Source organism: Actinokineospora sp. UTMC 2448, assembly GCF_024760565.1.
GTDB classification, from domain to species: domain Bacteria; phylum Actinomycetota; class Actinomycetes; order Mycobacteriales; family Pseudonocardiaceae; genus Actinokineospora; species Actinokineospora fastidiosa.
Map to the genome: position 1 here is coordinate 4449895 of NZ_CP031087.1, position 13080 is coordinate 4462974.

Consider the following 13080-nt stretch of genomic DNA (forward strand, 5'->3'; position numbering starts at 1 on the left):
TCAGGCGTTGAAGTCGTCCGGGTTCGGGCCGGTGCGCCGTCCGTTGTCCAGAGTGGACAGCTCGCGCAGGTCGTCGTCGGTCAGCTCGAAGTCGAAGACGGCGAGGTTGGCCCTGATCCGCTCGGGGGTGACCGACTTCGGGATGACGATGTTGCCCAGCTGGACGTGCCAGCGCAGCAGCACCTGCGCGGGCGAGCGGCCCAGGCGCTCGGCGATCCGCGCGACCACCGGGTCGCCGAGCAGCTCGCCGGAGGCCAGCGGGCTCCACGCCTCGGTGGCGATGTGGTGCTCGGCGTGGAACGCGCGCAGCTCGGCCTGCGGGAGGTTGGGGTGCAGCTCGATCTGGTTCACCGCGGGGACCACGTCGGTCTCGGCGAACAGGCGCTCCAGATGCTGCTGGTGGAAGTTGGACACCCCGATGGAGCGGGCGCGCCCGTCGGCGCGGATGCGCTCCAGCGCCCGCCAGGTGTCCACATAGGAGTCGCGACCGGGGGCGGGCCAGTGGATCAGGTAGAGGTCGACGTAGTCCATGCCGAGCCGGTCGAGGCTCGCGTCGAAAGCGCGCATGGCCGAGTCGTAGCCCTGCTCGGAGTTCCACAGCTTGGTGGTGACGTGGACCTCCGACCTCGGCAGCCCGGACTCGGCGATGGCGCGGCCGGTGCCCTGCTCGTTGCCGTACACCGCGGCGGTGTCGATGGCGCGGTAGCCCGCCTCTAGTGCGGTGGCGACCGCGGCGCGCACCTGGTCGTCGGGCACCTGCCAGACGCCGAAGCCCACCTGCGGGATGGTGGCGCCGTCGTTGAGGGTGACGTGGGGAACCATGGTCGTCCTTCGCGCTGCCGGTCGGATCCTTCCGCCAGGTACCCAACCCGCGCGCCCGCCGAAACCTTCCCCACCGGAAAGGATTGCGCCGCCCCGGGTCCACCCGATACGGTGCGTGACATGACTGCCGGGTCGGCCTGTGGCCGCGAGTGGATCGGTGACCCGGCCCTGACGTGATCAGGGCCCCTCCCACCCCCGTGTTCCGTCGAGGACACCAGTGGGGAAGGGAGGTGAAACACATGATCCCCAAGGTTGGCGAGGTCTTCGTCGGCACCGCCGTCGAGGTGCGGCCGTTCGGCACCTTCATCGAGCACCCTGAGGGCGCGCACGGCCTGCTGCACGGCGAGACCGCCGAGGTGGGCGCGCGCGTGACGGTGCGCGTGCTGGACGCCGACGTCGAGAACCGGCGCTTCAGCCTGGCCAGGGCGTGAGCCGAGCGGGTCTCCGGCAGCCGTACACTGCCGGAGACCCGCGCTCAGTCTGCCACCGGCGCGCGCCCGGCGCACCGTCCACACCGGCCTACAGCGCGTCCACGCTGTCGGTGATCGCCTTCAGGTGCGGCTTCAGCGCGGCCAGCTCCCCCACCGACGTCGCCAGCGCGGACAGCTCGGGCTGCAGGTCGCGCCAGAGTTCGGCCACGACTCCCGCGGAGTCGCCCTTCTTGCTGCGGGCCTGCGTGGCGATCTGGCTCAGGCCGAGGTCGGTCATCGCCCGCCGGGGCACCTTCTCGGCGTGCGCGCGCAGCACCTCGCGCACCCGGTCGACGTGGTCGGCGAGCCGGGTCATCGGGTCGGCGGCGGCGTGCGCGGTGATGTTGCCGGTGATGGTGGTCGGGCCGCCGCTCTGGATCACCGCCCCGACCACCTGTCCGTCCACGGTCAGCTCGTTGTGCACCCAGCGCGGGTTCTCCACGTCCCTAGCCCTTCACGTCGATGTCGCCGGTGGTGTTGTTCATCCCCATGGTGATCGGGCCGGTCATCGACCCGCCGATGTGGACGCTGTTCTGCACGATCGCCTGCGCCTGCTGCTCCAGCGACGCCCGCAGGTAGCCCGCCTCGGCCAGCAGCGCGCTGACCGCGCGGATCGCCCGCGTGTGCAGGATCTTCAGGTAGCGGTCGACGTCGAGGCGCTGGAAGTAGTTGCGCACGTTGGTGTCGGCGGCGAACTCGCGCAGGCTGCTCAGCGAGCCGTACTTGTCCGGGTTCACCATGCCCCGCTCGACCTTGATGGGGCGCAGCACGGTGAACAGCCGGGTCACGTTCCCCGGCAGGTCGCCGGGGAAGGCGGCCAGGTCGACCAGCGCCTGCCGCAGCGCCCGGCCGACGTTGTGCCGCCGGGTGTCGATCTCGCGGTACTCGGCCTTGATGGGCCGCAGCACGCACGGCGTCCACTCGATGTACAGAGTGGACTCGTTCATCGCCACGTGCAGGTACACCGACAGGATCAGGTCGTGGTCCCAGGTCAGCACCGTGAAGCGGCGGAAATGGCGCGCCCACTCGACCGGCTCGTCGCGCAGCGCGAGCGCCCGCTCCTTGGAGATGTGGGTGTACGGGCGGGAGTGCTCGTCCTGGATGAACGGCCTGCCCTCGTCGGTGCGCAGGTGCTCGACCAGCTCGTCGGAGCTGATGGCCACCATGTCCTCGGTGGCGAGCCGGGCGAAGCGGCCGCTCGGCGAGAGCGGGCCCGACTCGCGCAGCGCCTCGATCTCCTTGCTGATGCGTTCCAGCAGCCGCGCGGTGGACAGCGACTGGTGCTCGGCCGCGTGCGGGTTGCGCTCCAGCGGGATCGCCATCGACCACGGCCGGTGCGGCGCGCCCGCGCCGACGAACGGGTCGTAGCCGCGGTGCACGACCACCGGGACCACATCGGTCGCGCCCTGCTCCGTCGGCGCGAGGAACACGTCGGCGGACAGGTACCGCTGCTTGATCATCTCGGTGAGCGTCGGGCTGAACGACAGCAGCTGCGAGTCCAGCCGCGCCGACGGCGACGGCTGGTGGCCCGTGCGCCGCTGGAACCGCCGGGTGATCAGCCGGTTGATCACGATCCGGTTGGCCGCGAACACCGCGAACAGCGGGACGACCACGAGCAGCGCGGTCGGGTCCAGCTCCCAGTCGCTCTCCTCCAGCCCGATCGCGACCGTCACCACCAGGGCGAGGAGCACCAGCACCGCGAAGGTGAGGCCGACCCTGCCGCGCGGGCTGTCCCCGCCGAGCCGCATCCGGTAGTTCGCCCGCGCCAGCATCGCCAGCCTGCCGCTGCGGGTTATCAGCACCGGCAGGGCGACGAACAGCCACACCAGCAGCCAGAACGGCCACAGCAGCGCCAAGAGCACCGCGATGACCAGCGTCACCGCCGCCACCAGCCGGATGCGCACCCGGGCCTCCACCGCCTCGGCCAGCACCGCCCCCGGGTCGATGCCCGGCGACGGCGCCGTCGCCCTGGTCCGCTCGACCAGCATCTCGGCGACGGCGCGGTCGGCGTAGTCGGGGTTCAGGTGCGCGGCCGCGCACAGGTAGCGGGTGCTGTCGTCACGATCGGGGACGGCGGCCGCGACCCTGGGGATGCTGTCGGTGCGCTCGTCGTGGACGACCATCGACGCGGTCCTTTCACAGAGCGGAGCACTGTGGGTACGGACCGCAACCTAGCGCGTCACCGCGCCGACGATCGTCCGCGACAGGGTTTTGTCACCTCATTGTCCTAGTCGAGCGCTTTCCCGGTCAGGCGTACGCGTCCAGGGGCGGGCACGAGCAGACGAGGTTGCGGTCGCCCTTGGCCCCGTCGATGCGGCGCACGGGCGGCCACACCTTCGCCGACGACGAGCCGGTCGGGAAGGCGGCCTCCTCGCGGCTGTAGGGGTGGTCCCACTTCGCCGCGATGCTCGCCGCGGTGTGCGGGGCGTTCACCAGTGGGTTGTCGTCGGCGGGCCACACCCCGGCCGCCACCTTGTCCACCTCGGACCGGATGGCGATCATGGCCGCGCAGAAGCGGTCCAACTCGGCCAGGTCCTCGCTCTCGGTCGGCTCGACCATCAGCGTGCCCGCCACCGGGAAGCTCATGGTCGGGGCGTGGATGCCGTAGTCGGCCAGCCGCTTGGCCACGTCGTCCACCGTGATGCCGGTGGCCTTGGTGAGCGGGCGCAGGTCCAGGATGCACTCGTGGGCGACGTAGCCGCCCTTGCCGGTGTAGAGCACCGGGTAGTGGTCGTTGAGCCTGCGGGCGACGTAGTTGGCCGCCGCGACCGCGGTCAGCGTGGCGCGCTTGAGCCCCTCGGCGCCCATCATCCGCACGTACGCCCAGGAGATCGGCAGGATCGACGCGCTGCCCCAGGGTGCCGCGCTGATCGGGCCGACGCCGGTCTCCGGGCCCGCGGCAGGCTGCAGCGGGTGGTTGGGCAGGAACGGCGCCAGGTGCGCGCGGACGCCGATCGGGCCCACGCCGGGGCCGCCGCCGCCGTGCGGGATGCAGAAGGTCTTGTGCAGGTTCAGGTGCGAGACGTCCGACCCGAACTTGCCGTAGCGGGCGAGGCCGATGAGGGCGTTGAGGTTGGCCCCGTCGACGTAGACCTGGCCGCCCGCGTCGTGGACCAGCCCGCAGACCTCGCGGACGGTGTCCTCGTACACCCCGTGCGTCGACGGGTAGGTGATCATGATCGCGGCGAGGTCGTCGCGGTGGGCGTCGATGGTGGACCGCAGGTGGTCCATGTCGATGTTGCCCGCGTCGTCGCACTTGACGACGACGACCCGCATGCCCGCCATGACCGCGCTGGCGGCGTTGGTGCCGTGCGCGCTGGACGGGATCAGGCAGACGTCGCGCTCACCGTGGCCCTGGCTGCGGTGGTAGGCGCGGATGGCCAGCAGGCCGGCGAACTCGCCCTGGCTGCCCGCGTTGGGCTGGATGCTCACCGCGTCGTAGCCGGTGACGGCGGCCAGCCAGGCCTCCAGGTCGGCGATGACGCGCAGGATGCCCTGGGCGTCCTCGACGGGCGCGAACGGGTGCAGCTCGGCGAAGCCCGGCCAGGTGATGGGCTCCATCTCGGCGGTGGCGTTGAGCTTCATCGTGCACGAGCCCAGCGGGATCATGCTGCGATCCAGCGCGACGTCCTTGTCCGAGAGCGCGCGCAGGTAGCGCAGCAGCGAGGTCTCCGAGTGGTGCGTGGAGAACACCGGGTGCGTCAGGTACGCGGACGTGCGCAGCAGGCCCTGCGGGAGCGCGTCGCCGGTGCCCGCGTCGAGGGCGTCTGCGTCGGCGTCCACCCCGAACGCCTTCCACACCGCGGCCAGGTGGGCGCGCGTGGTGGTCTCGCCGGTGGCGATGCCGACGTGGTCGGCGTCCACCTGCCGCAGGTTGACCTCCAGCTCGCGGGCGCGGGCCACGACGTCGGCCGCCCTGCCGGGGACCCGGGCGACGACGGTGTCGAAGAAGCCGTCGTGGACGATCTCGACGCCGCCCGCGCGCAGCCCGGCGGCCAGGACGGCGGCCATGCGGTGCACCCGGGTCGCGATGGCCTTGAGGCCGTCCGGGCCGTGGTAGACGGCGTACATCGAGGCGACGACGGCCAGCAGGACCTGCGCGGTGCAGATGTTGGACGTGGCCTTCTCGCGGCGGATGTGCTGCTCGCGGGTCTGCAGGGCCAGGCGGTAGGCGAGGTTGCCGTCGGCGTCGGTGGACACGCCCACCAGGCGGCCGGGGAGCTGGCGCTCCAGGCCCGCGGCGACGGCCATGTACCCGGCGTGCGGGCCGCCGAAGCCCATGGGCACGCCGAAGCGCTGGGTGGTGCCGACGACGACGTCCGCGCCGATCTCGCCGGGCGCGCGCAGCACGGTCAGGGCGAGCAGGTCGGCGGTGACGGCCACCTTCGCGCCGCGGGCGTGCGCGTCGGCGATGAGGGCCGCGTGGTCGACGACCGCGCCGGACGCGCCCGGGTAGGACAGCAGGACGCCGAAGAAGTCGCCATCGGGCAGGCCCTCGGCCAGGTCGGCGACGACGATCTCGATGCCCAGCGGCTCGGCGCGGGTCTCGACCACGGCGATGGTCTGCGGGAAGGTGTCGGCGTCGACGACGAACCGGTTCGACTTGGACCGTCCGCCCCGGCGCAGCAGGGTCATGGCCTCGGCCGCCGCGGTCGACTCGTCCAGCATGGACGCGTTCGCGGTGGGCAGGCCGACCAGCTCGGCGACCATCGTCTGGAAGTTGAGCAGGGCCTCCAGCCTGCCCTGGCTGATCTCCGGCTGGTACGGCGTGTACGCGGTGTACCAGGCCGGGCTCTCCAGCACGTTGCGGCGGATGACCGGCGGGGTGACCGTGCCGTAGTACCCCAGCCCGATCATCGGGTGCAGCGTGCGGTTGCTCTCGGCGAGGGCGCGCAGCTCGGCCAGCGCCTCGGCCTCGGTGGCGGGCGCGGGCAGGTCGAGGCGCAGGCCGTCCTCGCGGATGGCGGCGGGCACGGCGTGCTCGGCGAGCTCGTCCAGCGATCCGGCGCCGACGGTGTCGAGGATGCGGGCCAGCTCGGCGGGCCGCGGGCCGATGTGGCGGTCGGCGAAGGGGGTGCCGTGCTCCAGCGCGGCGAGGGGGATGCGGTCGCTCATCGGCAAAGCTCCTCAGGCGGGGCGTCCGGGTCGGGCCGACGGTACGGGTGTTCCGTCGGCCCTCCCCCTCTGTCCGTGCCCGACCGGGCGCCTGAGAGCTTCGTCCGCCGCGGCGGACTTGCACCTTCGGCGGGGCTCGACCGGGGGTACCCGGGCAGCCCGCTTTCCAGAGGTGTCTCCCCCATGCGGTCCTGGGTGCCTGAGAGGTTCCGGGGAGGATTTGCTCCTTCGGCGCCGACCTGACCTGGTGGGGCCGGTCGGACTCTCCCGCGCGGGATCGGCGACGCGCTGAGTCTAGCCCTAATCGGATGACATCCCGGTCCACCGGTGGCGGTGGCGGGCGTCACACCGCGGTCACCCGGCGGATCGCGCCTTTCTGCGCTGGGTGAGTTCGTCGTCGGTGATGACGGCGCCGTCGACGCGCTCGGCGGGGAACTCGTGGATGGTGCCGGTGATCTCCCGGATCGCGCCGCTGACGGCGATGCCGAAGACGCCCTGGCCGCCGCGCAGCAGGTCGACGACCTCCTCGGGCGAGGTGCACTCGTAGACCGTGGTGCCGTCGCTGAACAGGGTGATCCTGGCCAGGTCGCGCACGCCCCTGCGGCGCAGGTGGTCGACGGCGACGCGGATGTTCTGCAGGGACACGCCGGTGTCGAGCAGCCGCTTGACCACCTTGAGGACCAGCACGTCCTTGAACGAGTAGAGGCGCTGCGACCCGGACCCGTGGGCGCTGCGGATGGTGGGCACGACCAGGTCGGTGCGCGCCCAGTAGTCGAGCTGGCGGTAGGTGATGCCCGCGATCTGGCACGCTGCCGGGCCGCGGTAGCCGACCAGCTCGTCCGGGAGCGAGGAGTCGGGGAACAGCTCGCCCTGCTCCGCGTCGTCCGCGTGCTCCCCCATAGCGGAACCGTGCTCCAACACGCCTGCCTCCCCTCGACCGGCCTGTCGACCGGCGAACGAGACCGCTTCCGTTCCGCTAGGTGGGAACGCCTCGGCCGCGCCACTCGCGCCGGTGGGCTCGCACACCGGCGCGAATCGGCTCGTCTCCGACGGTAAGACGCCCCCGCCCGGGGGTCAACGCGACGCGCGGAGGGCGAACGAACCGCAAGGTGAGAGATGGGTTATCCCACCCCACCGCCCTCAGGACCACCACGCACAGCCGTAACCCGGTGTCACCAACGCGACAACCCCACGGCGACGACACCAAGGCGACGACACCAAGGCGACGACACCAAGGCGAGACCACCGAAGCCAGCCACGCTGGGTCAGGAACCCACCGCACCGTGGGGGTCCGGGGGGTCGCCCCCCGGGCAGGCACCGGTAGTCGACCTCGGCCCGCGCTTTCCGCGGGCACACCTCGGCCCAAATACGTCGACTACGTATCCGCTCCGCGGAAGTCCTCCGGCGAGACGGAGTCGAGGAACTCGCGGAACTTCTCGACCTCGTCCTCCTGCTCGTCGGGGATGACCAGGCCCGCTTCCTGCAGGACGGAGTCCTCGGCGTGGATGGGCACGCCCACCCGCAGCGCGAGCGCGACCGAGTCGCTGGGGCGGGCGGAGACGCGGATGTCCCCGTCGAACACCAGCTCCGCGTAGAAGGTGCCTTCCCGCAGGTCGGTGATGCGCACCTGCTCCAGTTCCCGGCCGAGCGCGCCGATGACGTCCTTGAGCAGGTCGTGGGTCAGCGGCCGGGCGGGCCGCACCCCCTGCTGCTCCAGCGCGATCGCGGTGGCCTCCACCGACCCGATCCAGATGGGCAGGTATCGGTCGCCTTCGGTCTCCCGCAGCAACAGGATCGGCTGGTTGGCGGGTAGCTCCACCCGCACGCCCACCACACGCATCTCACTGCTCATCGGGCTCGCCTCCCTCCGCTCGCTGGGGCACCGGCGTCCCGTATCACCGAGCATCGCTTATCGCCTGGCTCCGACGCTACCCGCCAAGGGCGGCCGATGCCCGACAATCCGGCACCGGGCTCGATCACTGGCCGGTCACCCGCCGCAGTCCGGACTTGACCAACAGCGTATGCAAACCCACCGACAGCCCCGTCAATTCCCGGGCCTGCTCCGCGGCCCTGCGCTGGTCGCGTTGCCGGTACAGCGGCGCGACCACCTGCTCGAGCAGGCCGAGCTCGCGGTCGGCCGCGGCCCGGAACGCGCGCAGGTGCCTCGGTTCGAGGCCGTAGCCGCCCAGCGCCGCGGCGATCCGCACGATCTGGACGCCGTCGGGGTCGTAGCTGCCGTTGTCGTCGGGGCGCACGAGGCCGTACTGCTCCAGCTCGGCCAGCAGGGCGGGCGCGACGCCGGTGTGCGCGACGACCTCGTCGCGGCCGAGCCGGTCGGCGGGCGCCGCCCTGGGCGCGGCGGGCAGGGCCGCGCCGGAGTCGAGGCGCTCGCGGATGACCTTCAGCGGCAGGTAGTGGTCGCGCTGGGCGGCCAGCACGAAGCGCAGGCGGGCGACGTCGGCGTCGGAGAAGCGGCGGTACCCCGCCGCCGTGCGCTCCGGGCTGACCAGGCCCTCCGCCTCGAGGAACCGGATCTTGGAGATGGTGACGTCGGGGAACTCCGGGCGCAGGCGCGCGAGCACCGCCCCGATGGTCGCCCCGTCCCGCGTCGGTCGCCCGACCGCCGTCATGCCCGCTACGCGCCTGCGCTGGGGCCGGTCAGGAAGACGAGGCGGAACTTGCCGATCTGCACCTCGTCGCCACCGGCCAGCACGGCCTGGTCGACCGGCTCGCGGTTGACGTAGGTGCCGTTGAGGCTGCCCACGTCGATGACCACGAACTCCCCGCCCTCCCGGCGGAACTCCGCGTGGCGGCGGGAGACGGTGACGTCGTCGAGGAAGATGTCGCTGTCGGGGTGGCGCCCGGCGCTGGTGGTGTCCCGGTCCAGCAGGAAGCGCGAGCCCGCGTTGGGGCCGCGCTTGACCACGAGCAGGGCCGAACCGTGCGGCAGGGCGTCGACACCAGCGACAGCGGGCTCCGGGGCGGGGGTGGGCCCGCCCTCGTTGAGGAAGTCGGCCCGGAAGACCGAGGTCCGCTCGGGAGACTGCTCCGGCGGGATTCCGGGCCCGTCGTTGGTGCTCACGTGAGCTCTCCTCCTGCTGGGTCGACTCCGTTGAACAGTGCCAACGTACCGTGCGCGATCAGCAGTGGTGAGGGTGGCTCCCCCGTCCGGCGGGAGATCGTCTCAAGATCGCAACGCGGCGCGGGTCTGGACGAGGTAGAGCAGACCCGACCACAGGAACAGCAGCCCGCCCCAGATCGCCAGCGCGTAGGCGAAGGGCCGGGCGATCTGCGCGGCCGTCGAGCCGCCCTGGGCCAGCAGGAGCAGCGGGAAGGCGTACATCAGGTTGAAGGTCGCCGCCTTGCCGATGTAGGTGACCTCCGGCGGGCCGAACCCGCGGCGGCGCAGCAGCGCGATGCAGCAGGCGACCAGCAGGTCCCTGGCCACCAGGGTGGCCGCGACCCACCAGGGCACGATGTCGCGGACGACGAACGCGACGATCGTGGCCAGGGTGTAGAGGCGGTCGGCGGCCGGGTCCAGGAGCATGCCCAGGCGCGAGGTCTGGTCCAGCCACCGGGCGATCTTGCCGTCGAGCCAGTCGGTGACCCCGCTGAACACCAGGATGGCCAGGGCCCAGCCGTCCGCCTTGGGAACCAGCAGCAGGTAGAGGAACACCGGGACGCCCGCGAGGCGCAGCACGCTGAGGGCGTTCGGGATCGTCCAGATCTTGTCCGCCGGTTCCGTCGTCACGGGCGGAGCGTATTTACGCCCGCTCGAAGACCTCGACGAGGGTCCGGCAGAAGGCGGGCAGGTCATCGGGCTTGCGGCTGGACACGAGCGTGCTCGGCGCGCCCTCGCAGACCACGACCTCGGCGTCGACCCACTCCCCGCCCGCGTTGCGGATGTCGGTCCGCAGGCTGGGCCACGAGGTGATCTTGCGGCCGCGCACCGCGTCCGCCTCGACGAGCGTCCACGGCCCGTGGCAGATCACCGCGACGGGTTTGCCCTGGTCGAAGAAGGATTTGACGAACGCGACGGCGTCGTCGTCCATGCGCAGCTGGTCGGGGTTGGCGACGCCCCCGGGCAGCACGAGCGCGTCGAAGTCGTCGGCCCCGGTGTCGGCCGCGGCGCGGTCGACGGGGAAGGTGTCGGCCTTGTCCAGGTGGTTGAACGCCTGCACGCGGTCCTTGCCCGTGGACACCAGCTCGGGCCTGCCGCCCGCCTGCTCGACGGCCTTCCACGGCTCGGTCAGCTCGACCTGCTCGGTCCCCTCGGGGGCGACCAGGAACGCCACTCGGCGGTCGGTGAGCATCGAGACCTCCAGATTGGTCGGTGGGGTTGCCCGAGGGTGTCCCGGATAGGTGGGTGATCAAACCTTTGTCGCTAGCGTGGTGGGGTGGATCTGGTGGCGCGGCTGCGCGCTGAGCTGGGGACCGGGCACGTGCTCACCGACCCCGACCTGCGCGCCGGGTACGAGACCGACTGGACAGGGCGGTTCACCGGCCGGGCGCTGGCCGTGGCGCGGCCCGGCGACCGCGACGAGGTCGCCGCCGTGCTGCGCGCCTGCGCCGAGGCCGGGGTCGCGGTGGTGCCGCAGGGCGGCAACACGGGCCTGGTCGGCGGGGGCGTGCCGCGCGGCGGCGAGGTGGTGCTCAGCACTACCCGGCTGACCGGCCTCGGCGAGGTGGACCGGGTGTCCGGGCAGGTCACCGCCGGGGCGGGGGTGCCGCTGGCCCGGCTGGGCGCGCACGCGCGGGCCGCTGGCCTGGACTTCGGCGTCGACATCGCCGCCCGCGACTCGGCGACCGTCGGGGGGATGGTGGCGACGAACGCGGGCGGGCTGCGGGTGGTGCGGTGGGGGCCGATGCGCGACCAGGTCGTCGGGGCCGAGGCGGTGCTGGCCGACGGGCGGGTCGTGGGCTCCCTGGTCGGGCTGGAGAAGGACAGCACCGGGTACGACCTCACCGGGGCGCTGGTGGGCAGCGAGGGCACGCTGGCCGTCGTGACGGCGGTGCGGCTGCGGCTGGTCCCCGCGGTGGCGCACCGGGCGACGGCGGTGCTGGGCCTGGCGTCCACGGCCGACGCGGTGGCCGCGATCGGGGTCCTGCGGGGTCCGCTGCTGAGCGCGGTCGAGGTGTTCTACGACGACGGCGTGCGGCTGGTGCGCGCGCACCGCGGCCTCACCGGGCCCTTCCGCGCGGACTGCCCGGTCTACCTGCTGGTCGAGTTCGCAGGCGACCACGACCCGACCGAGGACCTGGCGGCGGCGGTGTCCGGGCTGCCCGCCGTGGTCGACACGGCGCTGGCGACCGACGAGGCGGGCAGGCGCGGGCTGTGGGCCTACCGCGAGGGGCACACCGAGGCGATCAGCGCGCACGGCGTGCCGGTCAAGCTCGACGTCGCCGTCTCGCCCGCGCGGGCGGCGGAGTTCGAGACGGCGGTGCGCGCCGCCGTGTCCGCCGCTGCCCCCTCGGCGCGGCTGGTCCTGTTCGGCCACCTCGCGGAGGGGAACTTCCACGTCAACGTGCTGGACGCGGCGGACGGGCACGCCGTGTCCGACGCCGTGCTCACGACGGTCGCGCGGTTCGGGGGGTCGATCTCGGCCGAGCACGGAGTCGGCGTCGCCAAGGCGCCGTGGCTGCACCTGACCCGCACCCCGGCCGAGCGCGACCTCTACGCCGCCATCAAGGCAGCGTGGGACCCGGCGGGCGTGCTCAACCCGGGCGTGCTCATTCCCCGGTGAAGGACGGCGGGCGGCGCTCCAGGAACGCCTGCACGGCCTCGCCGAGGTCGCGGGAGGGCAGGAAGGCGGCGTTCCACGCCGAGACGTACCGCAGCCCGTCGGCGACCTGCTGCTCGCGGGCGTGGTTGAGCACGTCCTTGGTGCCCTGCACGACCAGCGGCGGGTTGGCGGCGATCTCGGCGGCGAGCGCGTGGGCGGCGGCGAGGACGGCGGCCTGGTCGTCGTAGACGTCGTTCACCAGCCCGATCTGCTGCGCGCGGGCGGCCGGGATGTCCTTGCCGGTGTACGCCAGTTCGCGCACGTGGCCCTCGCCGATGATCCCGGCCAGCCGCTGCAGGCTGCCCAGGTCGGCGACGATGGCGACCTTGACCTCGCGGACGCTGAACCTGGCGTCCGCGGAGGCGAGCCGGATGTCGGCGGCGGCGACGACGTCCACTCCCCCGCCGATGCACCACCCGGACACGGCCGCGATCACCGGCTTGCGGCAGCGGGCCACGGAGGTCACCGCGTCCTGCAGCGCGCGGATCTCGGTGAGGAACCGCGTGCGCGGGCCCGCCAGCGAGTCGCCCGCCAGCATGGAGCCCCAGGACGGCATCATCGCGGGCAGGTCGAGGCCGTAGGAGAAGTTCGCGCCGCTGCCGGTCAGGACGATCGCCCGCACCTGCGGGTCGGCGTCGAGCTCGGCGAAGACCTGCGGGAGCTCACGCCAGAAGTCCGGCCCCATGGCGTTGCCCTTGCCGGGGCCGAGCAGGGTGACCGTGGCGACGTGGTCGGGCGTGTCCCCGCCCGATTTGTCGACCTTCAGCGAAACCAGTGTCATGCGCGCCAGTATTACCCATGGGTAACTTAGCGGCCATACCCGATCGTGTACCCACCGGATGGCGCATGCTGTCGGGGGTGACCGGTAGGTTCCGCACGGATCATGCTGT

General features: G+C 72.5%; 13 protein-coding genes and 1 riboswitch. Of the genes, 2 read left to right on the top strand and 11 right to left on the bottom strand.

Annotated elements, in window-relative coordinates; translation table 11 throughout:
• Complete coding sequence (locus tag Actkin_RS20245; protein ID WP_258903817.1) at positions 1-822, bottom strand: aldo/keto reductase; 822 nt, start codon at positions 820-822, stop codon at positions 1-3.
• 239 nt (positions 823-1061) lie between these two features.
• On the opposite strand from Actkin_RS20245, the gene Actkin_RS20250 reads away from it, so the two are divergent.
• The gene (locus tag Actkin_RS20250) at positions 1062-1253 is read left to right on the top strand and encodes a hypothetical protein (protein WP_189211081.1); all 192 of its coding nucleotides are present in this window, start codon (positions 1062-1064) and stop codon (positions 1251-1253) included.
• A gap of 88 nt (positions 1254-1341) precedes the next feature.
• On the opposite strand, the gene Actkin_RS20255 is transcribed toward Actkin_RS20250, so the two are convergent.
• From Actkin_RS20255 to Actkin_RS20295, 9 genes are all read right to left on the bottom strand, one after another.
• Entirely contained in the window at positions 1342-1734 is a 393-nt protein-coding gene (locus Actkin_RS20255; RefSeq protein WP_258903818.1) for a hypothetical protein, read from the bottom strand.
• Between the two features lie 4 nt (positions 1735-1738).
• Positions 1739-3415, bottom strand: coding sequence for an AbeC-like domain-containing protein (locus Actkin_RS20260; protein ID WP_258903819.1), 1677 nt, complete (start codon positions 3413-3415; stop codon positions 1739-1741).
• A 124-nt stretch (positions 3416-3539) separates the two neighbouring features.
• Positions 3540-6407, bottom strand: a complete 2868-nt coding sequence (gene gcvP / locus Actkin_RS20265; protein WP_189211084.1) for an aminomethyl-transferring glycine dehydrogenase — start codon at positions 6405-6407, stop codon at positions 3540-3542.
• Positions 6408-6583: 176 nt separating this feature from the next.
• A riboswitch (glycine riboswitch) is annotated at positions 6584-6687 on the bottom strand.
• 74 nt (positions 6688-6761) lie between these two features.
• Entirely contained in the window at positions 6762-7307 is a 546-nt protein-coding gene (locus Actkin_RS20270) for a MerR family transcriptional regulator (protein ID WP_189211085.1), read from the bottom strand.
• Positions 7308-7782: 475 nt separating this feature from the next.
• Entirely contained in the window at positions 7783-8259 is a 477-nt protein-coding gene (locus Actkin_RS20275) for a bifunctional nuclease family protein (protein ID WP_189211086.1), read from the bottom strand.
• A gap of 124 nt (positions 8260-8383) precedes the next feature.
• A complete protein-coding gene (locus tag Actkin_RS20280) occupies positions 8384-9037 on the bottom strand; it encodes a transcriptional regulator FtsR (protein WP_189211087.1) in 654 nt (217 codons plus the stop codon).
• Between the two features lie 5 nt (positions 9038-9042).
• Entirely contained in the window at positions 9043-9489 is a 447-nt protein-coding gene (gene garA / locus Actkin_RS20285; protein ID WP_189211088.1) for a glycogen accumulation regulator GarA, read from the bottom strand.
• 102 nt (positions 9490-9591) lie between these two features.
• Positions 9592-10158 (bottom strand): cardiolipin synthase ClsA, encoded by a 567-nt coding sequence (locus tag Actkin_RS20290; RefSeq protein WP_229786929.1) that lies wholly within the window; start codon positions 10156-10158, stop codon positions 9592-9594.
• A 13-nt stretch (positions 10159-10171) separates the two neighbouring features.
• Entirely contained in the window at positions 10172-10720 is a 549-nt protein-coding gene (locus Actkin_RS20295) for a type 1 glutamine amidotransferase domain-containing protein (protein WP_189211090.1), read from the bottom strand.
• Between the two features lie 84 nt (positions 10721-10804).
• Here Actkin_RS20295 and Actkin_RS20300 point away from each other — a divergent pair, with 84 nt between their 5' ends.
• The gene (locus Actkin_RS20300) at positions 10805-12151 is read left to right on the top strand and encodes an FAD-binding oxidoreductase (protein WP_258903820.1); all 1347 of its coding nucleotides are present in this window, start codon (positions 10805-10807) and stop codon (positions 12149-12151) included.
• Here the strand turns inward: Actkin_RS20300 and Actkin_RS20305 are convergent.
• Positions 12138-12971 (bottom strand): crotonase/enoyl-CoA hydratase family protein, encoded by an 834-nt coding sequence (locus Actkin_RS20305; protein WP_258903821.1) that lies wholly within the window; start codon positions 12969-12971, stop codon positions 12138-12140. The two genes, Actkin_RS20300 and Actkin_RS20305, sit on opposite strands and share 14 nt — an antisense overlap.
• Positions 12972-13080: the final 109 nt, after the last annotated feature.

Bases quoted from the DNA above. Each gene is read 5' to 3' on its own strand.
- Actkin_RS20245 (WP_258903817.1), bottom strand. From the start codon at position 822: ATGGTTCCCCACGTCACCCTCAACGACGGCGCCACCATCCCGCAGGTG.
- Actkin_RS20250 (WP_189211081.1), top strand. From the start codon at position 1,062: ATGATCCCCAAGGTTGGCGAGGTCTTCGTCGGCACCGCCGTCGAGGTG.
- Actkin_RS20260 (WP_258903819.1), bottom strand. From the start codon at position 3,415: ATGGTCGTCCACGACGAGCGCACCGACAGCATCCCCAGGGTCGCGGCC.
- gcvP (WP_189211084.1), bottom strand. From the start codon at position 6,407: ATGAGCGACCGCATCCCCCTCGCCGCGCTGGAGCACGGCACCCCCTTC.
- Actkin_RS20270 (WP_189211085.1), bottom strand. From the start codon at position 7,307: ATGGGGGAGCACGCGGACGACGCGGAGCAGGGCGAGCTGTTCCCCGAC.
- Actkin_RS20275 (WP_189211086.1), bottom strand. From the start codon at position 8,259: ATGAGCAGTGAGATGCGTGTGGTGGGCGTGCGGGTGGAGCTACCCGCC.
- Actkin_RS20280 (WP_189211087.1), bottom strand. From the start codon at position 9,037: ATGACGGCGGTCGGGCGACCGACGCGGGACGGGGCGACCATCGGGGCG.
- Actkin_RS20295 (WP_189211090.1), bottom strand. From the start codon at position 10,720: ATGCTCACCGACCGCCGAGTGGCGTTCCTGGTCGCCCCCGAGGGGACC.
- Actkin_RS20305 (WP_258903821.1), bottom strand. From the start codon at position 12,971: ATGACACTGGTTTCGCTGAAGGTCGACAAATCGGGCGGGGACACGCCC.